Consider the following 23531-nt stretch of genomic DNA (forward strand, 5'->3'; position numbering starts at 1 on the left):
CTTAGGATTGTGTTGTTAATTCAAATTGCGCATATGGCACATCCCAAACACTCGAATGCCCCAAACGGTGCCCATGATAATCGTCATCACCGTATGCCGTACCATGATCCGAGCAAAGCACACAAAAACTGTTACCCTGTGTAGACAAAAACTCAAACAAACTTCCTAATTGCATATCTACATAACGCAAGGCGGCCGCATGAGAATCGAGATTATCTTTGCTTTGCCCTGGAACGTAGTAACAGTTGGGTTGATGCAAGGCGGAGATGTTGAGAAACAAAAACACCCTGCCCTTACTACCCTCTTTCCACCGGGCATAGGATTGACGGATTAACCTCACCTGATATGCCGTGGAATCTTGCGCAGTCACGCCCATGGCTTCTGACCAATGGCTTTCATCAAATAAATCCGGCAACACCCGTCCCAAAGGGGTACGCTTATTAAAAAAGCCAACTCCACCAACGCATACGGTATAGTAGCCCTGCTGCCGGAATCCACTGATGATATCCGGCGCATCAAATACCAACGTCTGCTCACCGGTGGTTTCGCTGCCCGGAAAAGCCAAAGCGAACAACCTCGGGTGCGGTCCGGGTGATACAGGTGTGGGCAAAAACCCGGCGAAAAAAGCATGGTGTGCCGCATAAGTGAAACTGGCCGGTGAGTGGCGTTTCTCCCAACCATGTTCCGGCAAAACGCGACTCAAATTGGGTAAGCGACCTGCTGTATATTCCTGATGAGCAACGTCAAACCGCAAGGTATCCAGGGTAATCATCACAAAGTCATGACTGCCTAACATAGGTTTAACGTTCATCATAGGTTTAACATCTTTATATTTTCCATAGTTTCAAACATAGTGCCCCTGTCGCGTCGACTGCAACACACATTTCATCGCGGCAATTTGTCGTGCGTACACCTGGCCACTCCGAGACAAACTCCCATTGACTTGATCACCAAAGGCATTGACTTCCAACACCACCGGCTTGGACGACCCTCGCGGCAACAACACGTCAATACCCATATAGAGAGCGCTTGGAAAACAAGCGCTGACCTGCGCCACCGTACAATCCAATGCCTGCCGTTGCCAGGATGACAACCTCAAGGCAGACAAAGCTTGCTTGCTGTTCCCCAAATGCATGTTCGTTAACGGCGAATTGCTCAAACGAACCACATAGTGGTCTGCGACAGCGCGCAAACACACAGCGCGAATATCATAGACTTTATTGCCCAGACGCGATTTGGGGATCCATTGTTCGGCATATAATTGATCACGGCATAAATGATTCACAATGTACTCAATTAAAGCCGCATCCGTATAGCGCCGAATCTTCAGAGAATTGTACAATCTCTCCGACTTAGAGCAGACTTCTATGCTGCCACTCAGGCTAAGCCACTTTCCTGAAGGATGGATTTGCAGCGCAGCAACACCACTGGCAGAAGAGCCGTATCGTGGTTTGAGAAACACGCGCCACATGTTATTAGAGCACATTAATTCACGCAAATGCTCCATGTCTCGCACCACCCCCAACAACCGTGGCGTGCGCACACCCGCTAGCTTCAAACGCTGCTGACAGTCCCATTTATCGGCCATGGCGGCAATAAGCCGCGGCGGGTTCATGTAGATAATTTCTACACCATTTTCTTTGCTGAAATCCTTTAATACACCTTCCACTTGCAGTAACAGCCATTGAAACCCGAAAAACTGGAAGTCGATATGCTTGAGCTCGCCATGCTCGAGATATTGAACGGATTTATTCGTGGTTACGCCAATGTCCGGACAAGACTGCCCCAGGCCGATTAAGCCGCTCAAAACGGCAGTATTTTCACCCGGGGCATCCAAGCGAACCATTAATGTATTATGGTTCTTAAATTGGCGTAAAGTTTCCTGCATTACTCGCCGAGGACTTGGCAGCAGCTTTTGGTAGGACACTGCGTTCACCACACAGCCATCCTCACATTGCAATGCCTGCAAAAACCCGGAAACACGCGCACCGGGGATATTGCCAATCAGCAACCAGGCTGTACTGTTGCCATCAACCACAATAGAAATTTACTCTGCAACCGCGATGTAACGATAAATTTCATCCCCATCCACGTCATCTTCCTGTTGATCACTCACATCCACGCTAACACCATCCAGTTTACGTAATTTCTGCTGCAGCTCATCTGAGATATAGTGAAAATGCAAATCCAATGCTTGCAGACCTCTGACCAACGGGGATTCCAATAAAGCGTTTGCGCCTGTGTCCGACATATTGCCGAGCGACATATCCAACACATGCAGCTGTTTCAAAATTCCATTCTGAGCCACTCTCTGCGCTAATTCGTCGGCAATTTCGCAATTGCGCAATCCCAAGTAGCGCAAGTGGGGCATGGGTTTTTCCAGCAAAGATACGATATCATCCACGGAAGCGTCAAAACCGTACTGATCCGAACCCAGCCACAATTCCAAATGGGTTAGCGCCGGTAATTCAGCAGCCTTTATATCCTCCAGCACAGACGCAGGCAACCCTCCGGTTTCAACAACCAGCTTTTCCAAAGACGACAACTGCATACGGCTCAGACGCAATCCCTGACCACCCCGCACACGAAAACACTTAATACGGGGATACGCAGCAAAGAATTCCCGATAATCCGTTTGTTCTATCCAGGATATCTCGCTTTCTTCCCCAATGATGTCCCCGAAAAATATCGCCTCGAGACTCGTGAGCAGCTTACTGTTCTGTGTTAACGACTGAATGATTGCGGTCGGCGGGTTTTCATAGGGCTCCCCCCAACAACCGATCACCAATGAACGAATCTTCCCCGCATTGGCATCTTCAAGAAACTTTTGCAATAGATCCGAAAAAGATTTTCCCGCATCCATGTCGTCCCAGTCCAAAGACAGGCGATAAGCCAATTCCGTATCCCCTATTCCCACACTGGGATCGTAATCGCTCACTTTAGATCCATTAAATATTTCTGCGTGTTCATCTATGGTCATACATCCCCCTGTAGTATCACTCGACTCCCTACAAGTATAAGCAAGGAGAACTATTTGACCAAGATTTTGTTCGCATAAAGAAAAGGCGCCTTTACAGGCGCCGAGAGGTATCGCATTTTTGTCGCCCCGTTACTGCACGGGACTGACAAGGTTGTTTTTCTTCGGTTGATACCGGACAAAATCGTGTCTTGAGTGAAACCAGTAGTTAAACACGTCAAGCATTTTCCCTGCAATATCGTCTACGACATCTTCCAGTAAAGCACAGGTCACATTGTCCAGTTCACTCTTCTTGAAATTTTCATTGGGAAAAATCCGCTCTCCGTTGACCCACGCTCCTCGGGAATGGGCCAGTTCCTTGTCGACATGCAATTTCCCAAAGTACTGTAAGCGATTATACAGACCGGAATGTTGCAGTTGATCTTTCATACTATCAATAAACACACCAAATGCCGCTTCCAGCATCTCAATGGTGACCAGGGAAATGAGAGGATTATTATGGCGTTTCACATGGTAAATTGTGGTGTAAACCAGGTCCCGGACCACAAAACTCTTGCTGCTCCATATATTCTCTATGATACTGAAACTACTCGGTCCCCAGGACTTCTCAGAAAATCCCAAACGCCCAAGATCCTCCAAGTACCACTTCCAGTGATCCATGTCTTCAAGACAATGGGTATTCACTTCCAGCTCCAAATATGTACCGGGCTCACTCACTGACATGGACTCAAGGATATCCTTAAATCCCAAGACGAAAAACAGCATCGACGGAACAAATTTCAATTTGTCTTCTGCATCATCGTCCTCGCGCAGCCAGCCGCACAGTGCGGATTGCTCCAATTGCTTAGAGACCCTTTCCACTCTTGCCAATATACGTTTCATAATCGAATTCCCTGCTGAGTAAAAGTTAACAACCGTGCATTATTATGAAGCAGACCAGGAAACAGCGTTAATACGAAACAAATAAGATTCACAATACTTTAACTATATTTACAAAAGTGAAATCTTTTTTGGTTTCGAATTTCTCATCAACACTTTTACTTTAAAACAAGAAAGGCAGCTTACGCTGCCTTTCCTGCGGTTAACAATATGCTACTCAGGCTTTACATGGATCCGCAATCCTGCCCCGGAACCGGGTTGTATTGGAGGCTTCCGGCATTGATGCCGGTGACACAAAATTGTAAGGTCAAGCCACCTTGTCCTGTACCGGTGGTGGTGACAATAGCTGTGCCGCTTGTATCACTGGTACCGTCGGCGGATTCGGTGATATCACCGGTGAACTCACCGCTAACTACCGCTCCGGCTACCGGGTTACCCTGGTTATCCAGCAACTGTATGGTTGCCTCGCCCACTCTACGACCGCCACCAACATTTACAGATCTTAAGCTGATGGACCCTACTTGTACGTCAGTTGCGGTGCCGGAACCCGCCGCGGTAGTGGCACTGGCCACATTAGAATAAGCGGAAGTGCCGTTGCCATTGGCTGCATTGACACGATACCAGTAGGTAGTGGATGCATTCAGACCCGTGTCAGAGTAGGAGGTGCTATTCGCTGCCACAGGAATCCCCGGACCGAAGTTCACACCGTCAGTGGAACGTTCTACAGAGAAACCGGTTTCATCGGCGCTATTATCCGCCCACGTCAGATCAATCTGCGAACTGGACACAGCGCCGGCACTCAACCCGCTGGGTGCATTTGGCGCAGTACCACCCCCATTGCCACCACCATTGATGGGATATCGCACTTGATAGTTACTGCCTATATCACCATTTTGCGGGAATGTGGGAGGCGCCAAGCCACCGATTACCTGCGCAAAACCCATACCACCCTGGTCTTCATGATCCAGAATATGGCAATGCATGATGGTTTTTCCTTCGAACACAGAAGAAGTTTGTGCATTTAGGTCGAAGCGAATCGCACAGTTACCGGCCAGAGTGTCGTAGTACTCGCCGTCTTCAAAATCACCACCACAATTACCCACCACTTGGAAGTGATACACGTGTAAGTGGAAAGGATGGTTCAGACCGCCTTTAATACTCCACTCCTGCATACCGTCCGCGTTAAGTACAAATGTAGGACTATTCATATCGAACTTAGCGCCATTAATGGTGCGAGCGCCCATATTGACTGTTTCAAAATTGTCAGGGGTTTGTGCACGCAAATCACGCAAGTAGGAAGGACGTTTGGACGCCCAGGTAGAAACACCGTCTGCGGCAAACGGATGCGAGGTGGAATCCGCAGGCAATGCAGCATCTACAAAAATACTAGCTACCGGATTTCCGTTCACGGATATCTGTGAATCTGCGCTACAACGCACGGCGATGTCAGCACGAGAAGCACCGGATAAGCTTATGGAGTTGGTTGCTAAAATTTTTGGTACCTGTGTACGCCATACACCATCGCGAGACATCAATGCCAGCTCACATTGATTACCCACCGACAACGTCTTAGCTCGGCCGTCGCGGTCAGCCAGCAATACGCGCCAGTGTTGCCAAGAGTCGGGCGGAGAACACAAGTTGCCATTGATGGCACCATTCACAGTCCAAGACGGCGCTAGAGTTCCACTGATTAAAGTGTCGCCTCCGGTACCTCTGGCATTGGGATCCAGATAAGCGACAACGACTTTTCTTTCTACCATGGAAGCGACATTAGCCGGGATACCATCAAACTTGTCGTCAATAATCATTAGACCAAAAGCACCGCCGGCCGCCTGCAAATAGGTTGAACCATGGTGATGCGCGTGATACCAATAGGTTCCCCCCATATGATCGGCACTGATGTCGTAAACATAATCCCCGGCATAACCGCCTTCGATGACGCGGGTAACTTCATCAGAAGGGTTTTCCGGCGATATATGTAATCCATGGGTGTGAAGGTTACTGATGTTTGGATCTTTAAAGACGTTGTGATCCGGGCTGGGTGCCTCATAGGGCAACAGGTTACGAAAGGTCACAACGTATTTCTTACCCGGCTCCATAACCACCGTCGGCCCCGGTATACTGTAGTTACCACCGCCCTGCCGATAGGCACGTGTGGTTAATGTTTCACCGTTAATAACAAAGGAAGCCTCACCCATTTCGAGTACACCGCTGTAATACTCTTCCGGATTGCCGGTCGTTGCTGGATGGTGCGTCCACTGGAACAACTCTGGTTCACTAATGACATTGGTGGTGGGGCATTGCGTGGCTTGCGCTATGCTTGCCCCTCCCAATAGTAAAGCACCCACTATACTGGTTATCTTATTCATATTTCCCCCAACAGTAATAAAAGTTCTACGCTGCACTATCAACATAGTGGGGGCTACTTTGACCGCTCAACATTAAACTCAAGTTATAACTATCTTAAGCATGGCTTAAGTGCAGTATATGCAGGGCCGTTCCGGATATAATTATTTAAGCAATACCTAATATTCCACCTGACCCAACTGTGACACTCATCACTAAATTCTTTGCCGCTTCAATTTAACTGATAACTCTATCTCAATTTCCGTGCACCCACACTGCAATTCAGTGCTGATATGTTAAATTTACTTCAATAAAATGACGACATTCTGTCATTAGAGGCAGCTCCAAATTAACCCGCAGCACGAAACATAACACGGTGATGAGACATGAACATTCTCAAAAACATGTTGTCGAAACAAAACAAACCCATAGCAAGCATAGAAGAACCCTGGAACACAGATAGCAATAAGACCGTTCTGGTTATTGACGATTCCAAAACCGCTCTATTTAGTGCCAAGCAAACCGTCAATCTGCTGGGTTTCTCTTGCCTGTTAGCGAATGACGTTGTAGAAGGAATTCAAGCTGCGGATGAGCTTTTACCGGATTTGATATTAATGGATGTGGAAATGCCAAAGATGAACGGCTTTCAAGCAACTCGAATCTTGCGGGCAAAAAGCACAACCTGCGATATCCCCATTATCATCGTCAGCGGGACGGATTCTCCTGCCAATCGTATGTGGTCAGAGAAAATCGGCGCGAACGGTTTTCTACCCAAACCGCTGGATGGCAAAACTTTGAACAAACTGGCCAAAGAATTGATCTTCCTGCGCCTGCCTAAGGTGAGCTAACACCATCCACTGAAACCAATTTAAACATCGACTCCTAAACAACAACGCCCGCCATTGTCGCGGGCGTAGTACTTTGAACCGGTAACGTATCTCATCTATACTCATGGCATCTGTTTCTATAACTTTAATGCTCGACTTTCAATAGTCAGCGTTTGGCGTGCAGTCATCAATAGCTAATGGCAGGAGAAACCATGCAGCATACACTTGGCAGACTCGGTTCGCGAGTCTCATTATGCCTTCTATTCGTTTTTTTCAGCGGTTGCGCCGGTGGTATTAAGTACTATTCCGACACTCAACGCGCAACTCTTTACATCGTCAAAGTCCACAACACAATACTAAACCAGGTTGAGTACAGTGAGACCCAAAGTAATAACAAAATTGCAGCCGCCAGCAATGTTTTTGGAAATTGTGCCAATGCAAACGAAGCATCAGATGCTGATTTATCAGCTCTTTGCCAATTACTGGACAGTATAAAACTCAAAGCCGGACCGGAAGCGACTGCGCAAGTGGAAGTGTTAATTCCCGGTACCGAAGCTTCCAAAAAAGGCGGTTCAACCAAGGAACTCAAACCTAAGGACATTCAAGACGAGTATATAGAATTTACCCGCGAGTACGCCGACCAACAAGGAGCCCGCATCACCCTCATTGGGGCATCAAAAGCCGGGAATATCGTACCCAGACTGGAAAGTGGTATAACTGAGATTTCCTTTATCCGCGGTGAACTTGGCAAAGTAAAACGTCAAGATAAATATTGTTTACGATTAACCGTTATGGGCAAAATGGTCTCCAAGGACGAAGAGATACCCATAGAGATTAATCATAAAGTAAGCTGTAAACCGGTTAAAGATTGGGTGAAAGATGGGGAATTTGTGTTCCGAACAGTGCTGGCCGACAAACTGAGATCCGTTTCTTCTCAGCTCATTGATGAGTTTTCTCTACTTTACCGCCCTGACACTGAATATAAAAGCACGGCTTTTGTTCATCGGGAAGAAGCTTTTTCCAAACACTATCCTGATTATGTACTGGCCGCATTAAAACCGGCTTTACGTATACTAACAGATGAGGAATACCATAAACTCTCCGGGTCTGACAAAGTCAGCACCAATTGGTACTTTGGCATTCCCATCACCGAAAGCACCCAACCCGAATTGAGCTGGGAGGCCTTTCCCTTACAATGGGATGCGAATTTGAAAAAACCGGCTATTCATATAGCCAATATACGTTATGACTTAAACATCTATGAGGCCGATACGGTCCAAAGAAGCGGCATCAATGTAGATTCCGGCGGTCATATACCCGGCAAGTGGGTCTACAAAAAAACCGATCTGGAGAGCAATAGTCATACCCCAACTGAAGCTTTACAGCCATGTAAGAAATACTTTTGGACGGTCCGAGCACTTTTCAGAATGGCCGGTGCTGCCCGCTTTACCGAATGGGGAGGGGTTTATGATTTTCGCAGCTTGCCCTGGAAATATCGACTCAAGGGCAGCGAGTATCAGCGCTTTGTGCATCCATCCCGGTTTTATTACATTTTTCAAACGCCGGCAGAGAGCGGTGGTAGCTGTTCGTAAATCCCCTACCCACGCTTACCATACCCATTGCTGAGCCCAAAACGGCCGGCAATGGGTCAATGTTGAAACTCCCCCGCCCAGGCTGTTACCGGCCTCCAGTCTTCCCCCATATGGACATGCAATTGCAGTAAGTAACCGCTTTAAAAACAATCCTTAATGCCGAATTTTGGGGACCAATCCACAGTTTTGCTATTTGAATTGTATACAATACTAACTATGCTTTTACTGAAGTACTGGAAGTTTTTATGCAACACTATGATTTGTCCAATATTTCGCTCAATAGCGGCCGTAGAATAAGCGTCCAAGTTGGAAAAGATGTTCAGTTGGTTGTCCGCAGTAATAGCGACACGGTCGTGGCGCACACAACGCTGCCTTATCCCTTGGCCGGCCTCGCCGGTGGCTACCTTCTCGCTTCTCCCAGTGAAAGGTATTTACTAATGAGTATATTCTCCGGTCAAAGTGAGGAAGGCTATGAGCTGTTTGATGTATCCAGCGACATACGCCACCTATCGGGGTGCCAGTATTTGAAGGGTGAAGCGGCGACTTACTGTTTTTCACCGGATGAAAGCAGTATCATCATGACATTACCCTACAGCAGCAGTGAATGGTGGCAACCTTGGGATGACGATGACATGGAATTGGATGAGGATGGTCGCCGCTATTTTGATTTCGGGCTGATACAGCAACACCGAATCGGAACCAATAAAATTACCCGGTCAATCATTCGGATTTTTCCCCCGGAACAATGGGTACCCAACAGAAACAGCTACAGCCCCTGTATGAAACCCAAGTTTCTCAACTCCGATAAATTGAGTTTCACCATGCCCTGGGGCACCGAACAAATCTCCTTGCCGCTACCTGAAATTATCGAATTATCCCCGTAGCATAGGTTATTCTTTTTTGTTTTTGATACCGACAACCCATTTAATCAAGAAAATGATCGCCGGAATCCCTAGTAGCAGCACCAGCGTCATACCAATTCTATCGCTTTCTCCGGAAACCAGCTCACTGCCAAAATGAGCCAACAGAAAACTGGCCGGTAATACACCGGCCAAGGTCGCGACAGCAAACCGCCAAAATGTAAGACGGCTCAACCCGGCTGCGTAGCTGACAATATCGAAAGACACGAATGGTAAAAGGCGCGAAACAAACACAATTCCCATTAAGGTATTTTGCGAACCTAACCAACCACCCGAAGCCCCATGGCCCGTTTCATCACTGATGTTCCTACCCAAACAGCGCTGCAGGGTTTCGGCGCCGACCAAACGGGCGATATAAAAAGCAAGAATAGCGCCAAGCTCGGAACCAATGAGAACATATAGAGTACCTTCCGTATGCCCGTACGCCGCACCTGCCGCCAAAGCGATGGGTGCGCTGGGAATGGGGCTCATCACAATCGCCACCATCATCATACCGATTATCACAAAAGGCCCATAAACACCAAAATCGCGAATCCACCGATTCATGTCCCCGGTTTCGATAAACGCAAGCAGCCCTGATCGGGAAAGAAAAACATATACCATGATCAAAAAGACCATGATTCCGACGAACAAAAATAATCGTGTTCCCAACGTAAAAGACATTTTCAGCTACTAACCAGGACCGTCCAGGGTTAAAAGTGTTAAAAAAGGCAAGAGGGAGCAGCGGGGCCTCTGAACGAAACCCAAGTATAGTTGCTATACTTTAATTGCGCCGGATCAATGAACCGGTTAAATAAACACCAGGAAACGGAGCTGCTAATACATGCACGATATGGGAGAAGGCTGGGGGTTTGGCATGGGACACGGATTGTTCGGTATATTGTTTTGGCTCATTATCATTCTGAGCATTGCCGCTCTAATAAAGTACCTGTTTTTCTCCAAAAAGGACTGAGTAGTGATTTTTAAAGCAGGCTCAATGCTCCATACAACTCATATGCTTAGGTCCCTGGCATTGCTCTATAATACGCCGACTCCACAGGCTTTTTAGGTAGGATACTAAATGAGAAGCCTGCTCGGGTTTCAGCACACTTTTAAACGCCGGCATATGATTTGGAATTCCTTCCAGAATCCGTTGTTGTAATTGTTCATCACTGTGATGCCAGGCATGAGAAGTCTCGTCCAGAGGCATGGCAGGAATATAGTCGGGTAACTTGATATTGACCGGAATTGGCGCCTGTCCCACTCCGTCTTTCAAATGACATTTAAGGCAGTGACTCTGATACAGCCGCTTACCTTTTTCCACATCCGCCGGAGCGGGCATTTTATTGGTTTCCGCGAACAAACTGCCGCAATACATCAGTGCAAGAACTATACAAACTCTACTTATCGCGATCACCCAATTCCCCCAAGACCTTCACTGTTCGCATTTTCAGTAAGAGTAAATCTTTTCCTGAAAAGATGGAAGCCTATAAGTACTCAGAATCTCTGCCGCAAATTCACTCCCTGACAATATCTCTACGGCTATCGCGAATCCATTCACTCCAGGAACCCACATACAAACGGGAACCTCTCAACCCTGCCAATTCCATAGCAAACAAATTGTGGCAGGCCGTCACCCCGGATCCGCACATATGGACTACGGCGTCGACTGCCGTATCGCCCACCAAAGCCGCAAATTGTTCCCGCAAGTCTTCGGCCGGTAGAAATCCGCCATCTCCTCCCAGATTTAACTGCATGGGTCGATTAACAGCGCCAGGCACATGCCCCGCCACCGCATCCAGCGGCTCCTCTTTTCCCAGAAACCGCGGTGTTGCCCGGGCATCCACCAGACAAATACGCTGTGCGGCCATATCCTCTTCCACCTGCGCAGTGGTCACCCACGTGGAAGCCTCTGCTTTAGCCAAGTATGTTTGGGGACTATTGGAGCCGGGTTCATTGCTTACCGGTCGCTGCTCCTGTTGCCAGCGATTCCAACCGCCATCCAATAAAGACACCTTTTCATGCCCCAGCCATTTCAACAGCCACCATAATCGTGAAGCCACCGCCCCGCCCATATCATCATAAGCTACCACATGGGAGTCATTGTGAACTCCCCAAGCACCCAAAGTTTCAGAAAACCGCTTGATATCCGGTAAGGGATGACGACCGCTATTTGCAGTAATAGGCGAAGACAGATCCTTATCCAAGTCAGCATACACCGCACCGGGAATATGCCCTTGCAAATAAGCGTTCTGCCCGGCGTTAGCATCGGCCAAGGAAAAACGACAGTCCACAATAACCGATCCTGATTCCTGAATTTGTTGCGTCAGCTGTTCGGTTGAAATTAACATTTTGTTCCATCCAAAGTAATAAGAGGAAAAAAGTTCGCTACTTCATAATAGAACTCACCATAGCATAGTTCAATGAACTCGACTCAGTTCCTTATAAGAACCACAAGACAGAACCAACTACAACCAACGACAATGCTGCGAAAATCCCGACTTTAAGAAGTCCATCTGGTCTACCAATATACGCCCGCTGTTTTGGAGCGCTAAATATTCAGTAAAATTCGGTGTGTAAGGCAATGCTAACAATTCCAACCCACACTCCTTCAACAAGCGGCTTCCTTTGAAATGATTGCAGCGTTTACACGCAGTCACGACATTAGTCCAACTGTCGGCCCCGCCACGGGAGCTGGGTACGATATGGTCGCGAGTCAACTCGCTGACCTTAAACCCACATCCGCAATACATGCATTGATGGTTATCACGACGAAATAACTCGCGATTACTCAAAGGTGGTACAGCACTAAACCGGGAACCCTTAGATCTTCCTTTAACCGCCACAATGGAATGAATATCCAAAAAAGATCGCTCTCCGCTGGCACGGTTGACGCCGCCATACACGCGAAACACATTCTCACCTGCACTCCAGGATACGCGATTTTTACTGTAAACCACGACAGCTTGCTCCCAAGGCATCCACCCTTGAGGTCTACCACTTACATCCAATCGCAAAATCAACGGAATCACATCTTTCTCCTATTAATCGTTATACAAACCGGGAAGCGTTGGTCAAATTGGACATGCCGGCGGGAGTCGAACCCGCATAGGACGGAGTTGCAGTCCGCCGCCTTGCCTTTCAGCCACGACATGTGAGGAAAATGGCGCTCCTTGCAGGACTCGAACCTGCAACCTCCGGCTTCGTAGGCCGGCGCTCTTCTCCATTGAGCTAAAGGAGCGATATATAGCTTTAGTGGTCAAAATTAGTTTCGCACTTACAGACTAATCCTGTCTGTGCGCAGCATAGCGGAAGGCGGAGGACATGCTCCCCAAACTCCATGAGTTCCATTGGTGTTCAAAACCACGCCGGCACGCTGGTCCGGTTCACCTTCCAATGCTGTTTGTTGACAGGGTTATGTTTATAAACTGGCGGTGAGCAGAGGTCTCGATCCCCAAACCCGAAGATTCCAACTGTTTAGCAAACAGCGCCGTTCCCCGAACGGTTTACTCACCCTTTTCCATATGGCGGAAGGCAGTGGACATGCTCCACATGCTGCACCCAGCACCAGCTTGCTTCCAACAAGCGCCATCCCTTGGATGGTTTACCTTCCTACGTTACTTGGCAGAGAGTGGAAGACTTGCACTCCAAACTCATAAGAGTTCCTATGGTATTCGAAGCCACGCCGGTCCGCTTGCCCGGTTCACTCTCTAAATTTGACGCGTATAGTATTTGGGGCGACTCACGAGACTCGAACTCGCATCTTCTTGGGTCACATCCAAGGGCTTTATCATTAAGCTAGAGCCGCCATTGGCTCCCCCTCCACGATTCGAACGTGGACTTTCTGAGTCAAAGTCAGATGCCCTGCCATTAGGCCAAGGGGGAAAAGCGGGACTGAAGAGACTTGAACTCTCACCATCCTGATCGACAATCAGGTGCTCTACCAATTGAGCTACAATCCCATCTTTGGTGGTGGGGCCACCCAGTTAAATTATAAGTATGTTTCATAATACGAGCCGGTTTCCCACACTCCGACTCCCAATTTCCTGACATTGGTTTCACTTTACTTACTTCTGTGTGATCAGGCAGAGACGAATAATCACGCAACCAGCTTGAAACCCAACCAGACGCTGCCACATCTTCGTATTACAAAAAACACTTTCAGCCGATAGCGGCGGGGACTCGGACTCGCACCTTACTGCAACACTCTTTACCCACTTAACACTATCGACTACCAAAAATTGAGTGAGGCGACAACACCGCCTCACTCATTCCCCACTGGAGCATTGCCTTGTGCAATTACACGCCAAGATTCGCCATGACACGTGTGAAGTCCTAAGGTTGTACCTAATGTTTAGAACTAAACAGCTCCGTTAATGCGGTTTGGGCAAACCACACTCATAAACGCTTCCCGAATTGTTAAAAAACATGGCCGCTATGGGCACTTTTCCAAGGGCGTAAAAAACCCCGTTACGCTTTATGCCTAACGGGGTCCTGTTTGGGTTTCCGCGGAAGGCATCTTTTTCGATAAGCCTTCCGCAGTTTTGAGCGAAAGACTAACTCATATCGAGATCACTCGAATAAGCACTATTTTGTTCATGACGTATTGTTGCTATGGGCATACAGTGCACCGCTGCAAACACACAGACCCGGCTTGGTTTATGAAAAGACAAGCCAAGGGCCGCCTTTTCAGACCATCCGGGTTGCGAATTACATGTATGAGTCATGGTAAAAATCATCTTTCTCTCCAAAATACTGTGGCTAAGTATAGCTCCACATTTCAAGATTGCAAGGTATTTTTCAAGTTTCTTGTTTTTTGAATATTTGCTATTATGTCAAGAGATGAAACGATGTTTAATCAACACTTTAAAAGAGACATGCATGTCAGACAAAAAAAATCCCACCGCCGTAAAGGTTGGAAGCAGAATCAAACAAGCACGAAAAATGGCAGGATTCACCACCGCTGCTCAACTGAATGAACATTTCCGGGACTGGTCCGCTTCGCGTCTGGGAAACTACGAAGCAGGCATCTCCATTCCTTCCCCTGACGACATAGAGCGCATAGCGGAAGTGACCGGAAGCTCACCTTGCTGGATCACCTTCGGTATCGGCCCCATCCGTTCCGGCCATCGCGACATTCAAGCCATTCGTCATCAAAACCTCAGCTACCTGGTTTCCCAAACCAAACAAACAAAGGCAAGATATCTCGAGCTATTAAAAACACTGGGATTAGCTCCAAACAAACTTCAGGATCTGTTAGACAATCCCTTTGAACCCATCATAGACCGCTACGCCCGACGTTGCGAAAAATTCTACAGTAAACCCAAAGGCTGGATCGACGAACAACACGTGGAAAGCGATCCTCTGTGCATGAACTTCCCGGAGGATATTCGGGAGCTGATGTCCATATACTCCGAACTTGGGGTAACTGACCGTCAACGCCTATTAAACATAGCCAGAGTGTTCAGCATGGAAGAAAACACCAAACAATCCCTGTGAATTCAAGCAACCACTCGTCAAATTAAACCGCCAAAAACCGCTCATTTGTTGGTTAGCAATAAGCGATCCAGACTTTAATTCAACCATCTGTTTCCGTATACTATTCACTCACGTGGTAGTTTGTTCTGGTCAAGCAAAACCGGACACTTCCCTAAATTTAATTTCATAACCAATTGGAGACAGATCTCCGTTTGAAGTATGTAACCTGTCCAGGTTGTAATACTTCATATATGCTGCTACATCTTTTCGCATATGTGCTCTTGTTGGTTGATGCACCTTCAGGATCCAGTCGTGCTTCAGGCTTCCGAAGAAGCGTTCTACCACGGCATTGTCCCAGCAAGCCCCTACGTCACCCATGCTCGCACGAATCCCGTAGCTGGATAGTAGCTTTCGATATCGCTTGCTGGTGTACTGCGAGCCTCGATCGCTGTGAAATACCAGACCTTCCGGCGGTTGGCGTAGGTTATATGCCTTCATCATCGCCTTGATTACCAGGTCCGTTGTCATACGCTTGTCGATATGCCACCCAACGATTCGTCTGGAAAACAAGTCCATAACTATCGCCAAATACATCCAACCTTCGCCCGTCCTCAAGTAGGTCACATCACCAGCCCATACCTCATTGGGTCCGGTTGGATTGAAGTTCTGGTTCAACAAGTTCTCTGCCACGGCATCGGTATGCTTACGCTGGGTGGTTGTTTTGTAGGCCACCCTTTGCTGCACTACCAATCCCAGTTTAGCCATCAATTTACGGACTCGATACCGTCCAATTTCAAAGCCTTCTTCGCGTAACTTTTTCATCAGCCCCCGGCTACCCCCCAGATTGGCCGATCCGTCGCTGCCTGTTGTTGTCAATGAACCGGTGGATATTCCCAGATTTTCACCCGTAATCACTGCGACCATGATTGCGTTTCCCCTATATAAAGTTTCCGTTTAATACTTTTTTGTGATTTAGCACTAACACCCGGACTACCCCCTGGGCGTTAGTGCTTCGATAATTACTTATCCAAGGATTTCGGAATTTGTTTAGCGAAAAATGAAAAATTTTTTGAAATGGTTATAAACAGATCAGTTCTGGGTTATTTATGTACAACTCGAGTGGATTCGGAAGGAGACTGCAGATCATTGCCTCATATTTATTGAAAACCGTTTTGGATGGTTTTTCAGAAGGCCCAGTTTGTGATCAAATAACGAACAGAAAGCGGAAGTTTCTCAGCTGCAGATTCTTGACAGTTTTAGTTTAAATGGAAAGTTCCGTGCGTCGCTCAAATCAAAACCCCGTTCCCGAGTCTTCGTTTGAGCGTAACAATTTGAATTTCGAGAATCCCATATAGCTTAACCTTGCCACATCAAATTCCACCATACCCAGTTCCTTGCGAGGCAGGAGGGTCTTGGAACAAGCAAAGGCGTTGCTATATAGCTTGTGTGTCTCATCTAAATTAGACTTTGCCATATAGTTGTAGCAAATCTTTGAGGGACAGTTATAGGCACACCCGGCATTGGCGAATAAGCGAATGGACTCTTTGTGGGTAACTTTTTCCAAAAACGAGTAGTCGTTGCTCAATTTTGCCGGTAATACGACGGTGTCATAGATCTCTAAAGCGCGTTCAATTTTTTTGTTGTGTTTTATGTTCTTAATTACGCTCGCCTCTATGTGATAGTCTGGGTATTCCGCACGGATCCACTTCGCCAGGTCATCACTCACAACAATTACGGAGTTACCGGTTCTATGATATTTTTCTAAAAAGGCTCTGTTATCTTCATAGTCGTTTCTTTCAACATATTTATTAGTCAGAGGCAACCGAAGCCCAATCCCTAGCTGGTAGAGCACTTGCACGTCTTTAGGCGATATTTCAGCGCAAACAAACTGGCGCCCACCATACAATGTGGACTTTTCTACGAAACCAAATACGCTGTCGATATTGGCGTGGGGGATCGATCGATAATAATCGGAAATGTATGGTAACAAGGCCTGCTCGCTGAGTTTACCGCGCATGGAGAGTGTGAAGCTGATCATGAAAAATACCTTTACTACATACTTCTGAAAGCTCGCTGCTACTTTAATGGATTAATAAACATGGTCTGACTCAAACGCGCATTTTCTATACTGTCCCCGAAAAAAGGCGGGGTTACCGAGTGAAACAATTGGCCGGGATATACCACCATGCGGTTGAACCGCATTTCGACTCGATGAATTTCTTCCCACGATTCCGCAGTGGTAAAATCCAGATTTTCTTCGCAAGACGCACTATAGCTGTTTGTTGGTATATGCCGAAATATACTGGTGCCGCCCTGACAATGCTCCGGCAATGTTAAATACATTACGGCACTGAACTGGGTATCGTCTACGTGACAAACGGCTCGCTTGGTGAAAGAACCTAAAGTATAGCGAAAATTAAAAATATTGTTCTCGATGGTAATGCCCAATAAATGCTCCAGCTTGGCGCGCCTCCTCCTCAATGTTATCTAGGCACATACACCGACGTGCTGCGCCCCCGATTTGCGGCATACCGGGAACCATGCCTGGTGGTTCTTCATAGTCCGATTGTAGCGCTGTTTGTCGTACTTGCATTGGGTTGTCATAAAAGTTATCGACTATTCCGATCCAGCCCTTGGGCAAATCAATCTTGTTAATAAATTCAAGGTTCTTGTATATCATATATGCTAGAGCTTTATAAATTGGGTCACACTCTACGATATAGCGTAACGTTAACGTGTACTCGGCTAGGAAATTTCTTCTCCATTATATCTAACATAGCAGTCAGGGTGCTTCAATTTGTAAGCACGCAATTCCTCAGGCGATATAACATCAGACTCGATATAAATTTCGGTAAGATTATTTAGTGCCAGAACTCTTTTCAAACTATCTGTAGTGATCTTGGTATTGTAAATTTGGATTTTTTTAGTTAGATCTAACCCACCATCCAAAACCAGTTCATTAAACATGTCACCTGAAACACCAGCCCCAGAAAGATATAAACTTTCCCCCGCACTCATACTTTTTACAAAATCGGAACGATCAAATTTCTTAACTAATACCAAATTTCCGATTGAGTCCAGCTTCCCAAAATAGTCGCCCCATATCGTAAGCAATGTCACCCGCCTTTCGGAATCCAAATGTATTGCTATTTGAACATCATCTAACGTGTTTAAAGAAAAATCTACTATGTTTCCGGCTTGATCCCACACATAGTCTTGCGACAAACTGCCATCAGACTCTACATGTTCCAAGTTTACCAGGACACCATTCTTGTACTTCGCCAGGGAAACCTCTTCACCATTCTCATACTGCTTCACAACTGAATCACGGCCATTATTAAGCGAGTAAGCAACACCGTTAAATTCCTTACCACTAAACAAAAAAGGTTCTTCATCTCCTTCGAGCAAAGCAGCATGCACCTCGAGAGTGCTAGTTACATACAGCGGAAATGGAAGGCTATAGTCACCTTCGATCACTCCCGCACGACACGTCTTTTTCTCAACGACCACCCCATCAACAAGACACAGCACAATACCTGTATAGGGGTTCTCCCTATAACACAGTATAGAATCTTTTGATTCTAAATCACCCATAGAAACTATCATAACTATTTACCAGTTAGTATATCGAAACCATCCAAAATTCCACTACAGTGATTACAAGCAGTAAATGGGGCTCCTTGCCCTGGGCTGTCCTGAAGCTTATAGGTCGAAACTTGAACCCTACCAACATCAAACCCAGGAGTGGCTCTAACTTGATTCAACACATCGTTAGCTGACTGCACTTCTGCATGTAGGCCGGGCAACCCCTTCGCTCCTTTATCGTCCTTGAATGCATAGATGACCCCCCCATCCACATGTTCCCGAATTCTATCTCTCATAATTGGGTTCAGCTCATTTCCTTCTTTAGCGTAGAGCCTTGCAATCTCATCCACGTATTTGTCTGGGTCTGTCACCCTCATAAATTGTTTCTCATCTCCAAACCGTTCTGTACCAGGAAAAGTTTTACCTTTTCTTAGTGAAAACGGAATGTTTTCGAAGGTTTTACTTTTAATGTTTAGTTCAGGTATCCCGCTTTTAGATATAGCCACTCCATCTAAATCATTTATTGCAATTTTTGCTTTAGCTTCTGCGTCCACCTCAGAATTTAGTCGTCTACCAAAACGTTCCCGCATAATGAGATTTAACTTATGCTTGAAACGACTCATCATCCCCGGAAGGTTTTGCCTGAGATACATCCCCCCCATTATCGCCAGGGTTCCTACCGCTATCGTTCCGAGCATTATTTTAGCAGAACTTTCTTTATCCCGCCCGGTTTGCTTGCTGACTAGTTCCGTCCCTTTGTCAAAGGCCCAAGCTTGGAGTTCTTCGATGGATTTTCCGATTGAAGAGTTTTCTATCGCTGTTCTTATCGCAAAGCGAACCGGACCCATAGCAACATCAACAGCCATTAAAGCGTACTTTATGAAGGGGCTATCTAGCATTTCACTAAGTTCAATCACCCCTTCACCCAACATCTCTAATGCATCGGCCGCATCCGAGGCCACGTCCTGAAGTGGGCTTGGTGCATCCGATATCAGCCCACCCGGTGCGCCAGGTATCATAGTTTTTGGCTCTAACACGCTATTGTTGGCCAACATTGAATTTCTACTAGCCCTGATACCGAAATTCGTTTGCGCAGAGGCCACCTTACCCAGTACATCGTCTTTGTTTAGCAAACTTAGGGCACGTTCAACTTCCTCATCTTTGGCTCCATGGGCTTTCAAGGTATCCCTAATTAGATCTTCTCGATCGTTGATTGAACCACCGACTCGATCTAAGTTAGCCCCCCTGTGTACCAAACTACTCGCAGTATCCCTGTCCACACCCGCCAATAGATGTTTCAGATATTGCTGGCGATAATCTCCTTTGAGCTCGATTATATCGTCGGGTACGCTATTCCACATGGCGCTGGCACCCAAAGCATTACCCATGGCCGTACCAAAAGCATCCGCTGCAATCGCGGACATATCCATTTCGCCCTCTTTGTAGACTTTCATGCTGATTTGTTGTCGTATAACTCCTTTGAATACCCCCTTCAAAAAATCACCCGCAAATCCTTCCCAGGAGGCCCCGTTAACAGATCCTGCATTGGTAGCACCGCCATCCATACCATAGCTAATACCGGCCATAACAACAGATATCGCCACTCCCTTCCAGTCGAATTTTTCCTGCAAGCCCATAGCCACACGTAGGCCTTGTGTTACGACGCTACTTAAAGCTGCCTGTGCCATGGTACTCGATAGCGAACTCTCGGCACCGGATGCCATACCCGCGGTAATCCCTGCTGCGATGGTAGACACAGCCAAACTCTTCCAGTCTATTTTGTCTTGAAAACCGTAACGGACATACAACATCTGCCCGACCAATCCGCCCACAAAAGCACCCAGCATGGCGGCCCCTACTTTACTGCCAACAGCCGGAGTCGCGTAAATACTCACTACTATCGTTATTATTATGACGATAATAATGATGGCGTTCCGCTTACACTTATCGATTCCTGGTTGTACAGGTTCGGGTAATGTCGGCGAGGTATCACCAATCACCTCACCAAAGTTAAAGGGGCGATAGGTGTCAGCGGTGTTATGTAGATTGCTTATATTGTTAGGAATTTTTAGGGTTTGCCCCACCACCAGATTGGCATTACTTTGTATACCATTGGCATCGGCAATCAAGTACCACAAACGACTATCGCCGTATACAGCTAATGCGATGGACTGCAAGGAATCCCCTGCATTTACCACGTACTGTCCGGGTGTAGATCGGGGATAAGTTTCAGAAACCGGGGTGTAGTTATAGTCAAAATCCACGTCCAGTTTTCCATCTGAATCCACCCCGATGGATCCTACCGGGGAACTGTTAGCGTAGTAGTAGTATTCCCAGTTTCCGTTTTCGCTTTTCGATAGAATTTGTCCTTGGGTGTTAACTACATAGTTACGTTCGGCAGACTTGTTAAATTCGTCCAAGATACGAATTAAGTTCCCATTAACATCATAGGTGGAAGTCGTACTGCCATTTCGTAGTATGGTGCTTGTACCATTGACCGCTTCTTCTTTATAGGAGTCGAATTTGGCATAGGTCGTCTCGTAGGTGTTGGTATACCTCGTTCCCACATGAACCGCAAACGTATATTTGTAGTTATTTCCGTAAACATCGTAAGCTCCGGGATAGTCATAGCTCACTGTCGTTTGCAAAGCCAAACCAGACCCTGCCACTTTGCCCTCGTAGGTAGAGCCGGTGCCTTTATAAGTTTTTTGCAATTGAATACGGCCGTCTTCGTCGTAGACGGTCTCTCTCATCTCCTCGGATTGATTGGCGGTACTGACCTTGCTGTACAGACGTTGTCGTCCAGCTAAGTCGTATTCGCGTATCCAATTGGGTTGACCGCCACGGAAGGTTCGCTTTATCAGATTATTAGCGGTGTATACATAGGAGTCGGTGACCTGGGTCATGGTACCACTAATATCTTCAAAGGTAGTAGCGATGCTACGGTTACCTTCAGCATCATAGGACAGTTCCACACCCTGGTTTTCTGAGATAACGATCTGCCCGGTAACCGGATCTTTCACCCCTTGACTGACGGTAATACGATTCATGGCATCGTATGAATAGTAAAAATCCGTTTTCCCCTCGCTTGGGCTCACCACCGTTATCAACTTAGAGATGTTTTCCGGGATATCTAAAGAGATGTTGCCAAGGTAGTAGGTACTCGTAGCCCGTTTACGATTACCAGATGCATCGTAAAAATAAGCGGTTTCATGCTTGGTATCACCGATGCGGGAGACTCGACCCAGTTGATCAAACTCAATAGTAACATCCTGGTGGATGGTATTGTTGGTCAGATCCGTGTAGCGTTCTCGGATGCGGTTTCCAGTAATGTCATATTCGTAAAAGGTTTCCGTACGTATGGCATCGTCTACAATTCGTTTTAAGGCCCCGTTTTCGTAGTATTCATAACGTAGAATTTGACCATTACTGTTGGTTTGCAATGCTAATTGCCCTAGGTTGTCATAGGTGTATTCATAGGTTGCACCACCCAAATTCCTATGTTCCAGCGGCCGATTGAAAGCGTCATATTTCCAGGTTTGATAATCTCCGTTACCACCCAATTCACTGATTTTCTTGTTATTCGCATCATAGCTGTAGTAGATGTTTTGCTGTAATCTGGGATTACCGAAGGCAGATGGCAATTGGGTACGAATCAGATTACCGCGACCATCGTAAAAGTTACGAGTTGTTTCGCCTTCACCGTTGGTAACACTGGTACGATTGCCAGCCTCATCATAGGTATATTGTGTGGTGACATACTGGCTGTTGGCACCGCCTTCCAAGACAGTTCGTTCTTTGATGAGCTGGTTGTTGCGATCGTAGGTGTAATCCGTGTTGTGGCCATTGGCATTGGTTCGGGTAACTTTACGACCAAAAGCATCGTAGTTGGTTTTGACGATTCCGCCGTCCAATTTAACTGTATTGTTGACTGTACGCTGTCCACGGTATTCACGGGTCAGCAACCCGGCCATATTGTATTGGCTGGCCGTTATATAGTTGTTGGCATCGACTTTGACAACCTGTTGCCCCTGCTTGTTGTAGTAATAGAACTCCGTAGGACGCTGTTTGTCCGGTAGAGTTTCCAGCGTTCCGTCTTCGCGATAGATATCCGTAGCAGGACCGGTTTTTTCTGTGACTTGGTTGAGATAGTTGTAGCTATAGGCTTGAGTGTATAGCGCCAAAATACTTTGTTTTTGAGCCTCACTGAGCCCGGCCGCGCTCGATGAAAGCCCCATAGCACTACGCTTTCTCGAATAATAGCTGGTATCGTTCTCGATCATGGCATAACCTTCAGCCCCAACGACTGAAACAACATTACCCCAGCGATCCAGAACTTGGCTGGTTTTAGGGGAATTTGGAATCGGCAGAGAATCAATAGAATCTGAAAACAATTCACCGTTTTTACTTAAAGTAACTTCCCCTTTGTAAGTAGCTACACTTGTACTCACGAAATAACCGTAGCCATCATATACCCACACTTGCTTAGTCGCTGAAAATTCGTACCCATACCGACCAGCCGCGAATAAGGTGGCGTCAACCTGGTACCAACCTGGCGCCATCCGAGTTGCCTCTATGGCTTGTTTTGTGGCTGGGTCGTTTTCAGGCCAATACGCAAAATTCAACGTCGTATCAGATATCTCCACAGGCAAAAATATGTTCAGCTTTTCAAAACTTCCATTGCGATTATTATCATAGCCGAAACGATTAGTATCATGCACAAGCACGTCGGCCCCATTAACTTTTTTCCAAACCTGAACCCTTTTCACTGAGCCAATTTTGTTATTCGTCGATGTACTGGTACTTGTGTTCGGCAACCAGCTGAAACTCGCCCCTTCTTTCGCATCTGAATTATTTAACCAGCCGCTGTTCCATACGTAATTTCCTGACTCATAGCCATATGCTTGGGCTCTGCTGTAATCCACCTGAACCTTCACTTGACCATTAC

The 23531-nt window shown here is 46.8% G+C and carries 17 protein-coding genes, 5 tRNA genes and 1 pseudogene; 4 read left to right on the forward strand and 19 right to left on the reverse strand.

What is annotated here, in order from left to right; genetic code table 11:
• Position 1 precedes the first annotated feature (1 nt).
• The 5 genes from OEY58_07505 to OEY58_07525 all read right to left on the reverse strand — a co-directional run bounded on the left by OEY58_07505 (position 2) and on the right by OEY58_07525 (position 6225).
• A complete protein-coding gene (locus tag OEY58_07505; GenBank protein MDH5325295.1) occupies positions 2-814 on the reverse strand; it encodes an STM4013/SEN3800 family hydrolase in 813 nt (270 codons plus the stop codon).
• A gap of 30 nt (positions 815-844) precedes the next feature.
• Positions 845-2038 (reverse strand): STM4014 family protein, encoded by a 1194-nt coding sequence (locus OEY58_07510; protein MDH5325296.1) that lies wholly within the window; start codon positions 2036-2038, stop codon positions 845-847.
• 9 nt (positions 2039-2047) lie between these two features.
• Positions 2048-2980, reverse strand: a complete 933-nt coding sequence (locus OEY58_07515) for an STM4015 family protein (protein ID MDH5325297.1) — start codon at positions 2978-2980, stop codon at positions 2048-2050.
• Between the two features lie 129 nt (positions 2981-3109).
• Positions 3110-3859 (reverse strand): hypothetical protein, encoded by a 750-nt coding sequence (locus OEY58_07520; GenBank protein ID MDH5325298.1) that lies wholly within the window; start codon positions 3857-3859, stop codon positions 3110-3112.
• 221 nt (positions 3860-4080) lie between these two features.
• Positions 4081-6225 carry a multicopper oxidase domain-containing protein gene (locus tag OEY58_07525; protein MDH5325299.1) on the reverse strand — a complete coding sequence of 715 codons (2145 nt, stop codon included), beginning with the start codon at positions 6223-6225 and terminating at the stop codon, positions 4081-4083.
• 363 nt (positions 6226-6588) lie between these two features.
• Between OEY58_07525 and OEY58_07530 the strand changes: the two genes are divergently transcribed.
• The 3 genes from OEY58_07530 (at position 6589) to OEY58_07540 (ending at position 9505) form a co-directional block, all read left to right on the forward strand.
• Positions 6589-7050 (forward strand): response regulator, encoded by a 462-nt coding sequence (locus tag OEY58_07530; protein MDH5325300.1) that lies wholly within the window; start codon positions 6589-6591, stop codon positions 7048-7050.
• A gap of 191 nt (positions 7051-7241) precedes the next feature.
• Positions 7242-8621, forward strand: coding sequence for a hypothetical protein (locus OEY58_07535; protein ID MDH5325301.1), 1380 nt, complete (start codon positions 7242-7244; stop codon positions 8619-8621).
• A 245-nt stretch (positions 8622-8866) separates the two neighbouring features.
• Positions 8867-9505 (forward strand): hypothetical protein, encoded by a 639-nt coding sequence (locus OEY58_07540; GenBank protein MDH5325302.1) that lies wholly within the window; start codon positions 8867-8869, stop codon positions 9503-9505.
• A 6-nt stretch (positions 9506-9511) separates the two neighbouring features.
• Here the strand turns inward: OEY58_07540 and OEY58_07545 are convergent, their stop codons facing one another.
• The 9 genes from OEY58_07545 to OEY58_07585 all read right to left on the reverse strand — a co-directional run bounded on the left by OEY58_07545 (position 9512) and on the right by OEY58_07585 (position 13482).
• Positions 9512-10204 carry a VTT domain-containing protein gene (locus OEY58_07545; GenBank protein ID MDH5325303.1) on the reverse strand — a complete coding sequence of 231 codons (693 nt, stop codon included), beginning with the start codon at positions 10202-10204 and terminating at the stop codon, positions 9512-9514.
• A 310-nt stretch (positions 10205-10514) separates the two neighbouring features.
• Entirely contained in the window at positions 10515-10862 is a 348-nt protein-coding gene (locus OEY58_07550; protein MDH5325304.1) for a cytochrome c, read from the reverse strand.
• Between the two features lie 175 nt (positions 10863-11037).
• A complete protein-coding gene (locus OEY58_07555) occupies positions 11038-11871 on the reverse strand; it encodes a sulfurtransferase (GenBank protein MDH5325305.1) in 834 nt (277 codons plus the stop codon).
• Positions 11872-11988: 117 nt separating this feature from the next.
• On the reverse strand, positions 11989-12552 hold the full coding sequence (locus OEY58_07560; protein MDH5325306.1) for an HNH endonuclease: 564 nt from the start codon (positions 12550-12552) through the stop codon (positions 11989-11991).
• A gap of 48 nt (positions 12553-12600) precedes the next feature.
• Positions 12601-12675, reverse strand: a tRNA-Cys gene (locus OEY58_07565).
• A gap of 9 nt (positions 12676-12684) precedes the next feature.
• Positions 12685-12761 (reverse strand) — tRNA-Arg (locus tag OEY58_07570).
• A gap of 492 nt (positions 12762-13253) precedes the next feature.
• Positions 13254-13328 (reverse strand) — tRNA-His (locus OEY58_07575).
• 3 nt (positions 13329-13331) lie between these two features.
• Positions 13332-13405 (reverse strand) — tRNA-Gln (locus OEY58_07580).
• 4 nt (positions 13406-13409) lie between these two features.
• A tRNA-Asp gene (locus tag OEY58_07585) sits at positions 13410-13482 on the reverse strand.
• Between the two features lie 919 nt (positions 13483-14401).
• Here OEY58_07585 and OEY58_07590 point away from each other — a divergent pair.
• The gene (locus OEY58_07590) at positions 14402-15019 is read left to right on the forward strand and encodes a helix-turn-helix domain-containing protein (GenBank protein ID MDH5325307.1); all 618 of its coding nucleotides are present in this window, start codon (positions 14402-14404) and stop codon (positions 15017-15019) included.
• A gap of 129 nt (positions 15020-15148) precedes the next feature.
• Here OEY58_07590 and OEY58_07595 read toward each other — a convergent pair.
• The 5 genes and pseudogenes from OEY58_07595 to OEY58_07615 form a co-directional block, all read right to left on the reverse strand.
• Positions 15149-15835: pseudogene (locus OEY58_07595) on the reverse strand (IS3 family transposase).
• Between the two features lie 454 nt (positions 15836-16289).
• The gene (locus OEY58_07600) at positions 16290-17036 is read right to left on the reverse strand and encodes a hypothetical protein (GenBank protein MDH5325308.1); all 747 of its coding nucleotides are present in this window, start codon (positions 17034-17036) and stop codon (positions 16290-16292) included.
• 38 nt (positions 17037-17074) lie between these two features.
• The gene (locus tag OEY58_07605; GenBank protein MDH5325309.1) at positions 17075-17446 is read right to left on the reverse strand and encodes a 2OG-Fe(II) oxygenase; all 372 of its coding nucleotides are present in this window, start codon (positions 17444-17446) and stop codon (positions 17075-17077) included.
• A gap of 297 nt (positions 17447-17743) precedes the next feature.
• Positions 17744-18592 carry a hypothetical protein gene (locus OEY58_07610; protein MDH5325310.1) on the reverse strand — a complete coding sequence of 283 codons (849 nt, stop codon included), beginning with the start codon at positions 18590-18592 and terminating at the stop codon, positions 17744-17746.
• Between the two features lie 14 nt (positions 18593-18606).
• Positions 18607-23310: a YwqJ-related putative deaminase gene (locus tag OEY58_07615; GenBank protein MDH5325311.1), complete on the reverse strand. Its 4704-nt coding sequence runs from the start codon at positions 23308-23310 to the stop codon at positions 18607-18609.
• Positions 23311-23531: the final 221 nt, after the last annotated feature.

It is taken from the genome of Gammaproteobacteria bacterium (assembly GCA_029882975.1).
Lineage (GTDB): Bacteria > Pseudomonadota > Gammaproteobacteria > SZUA-152 > SZUA-152 > JAJDNG01.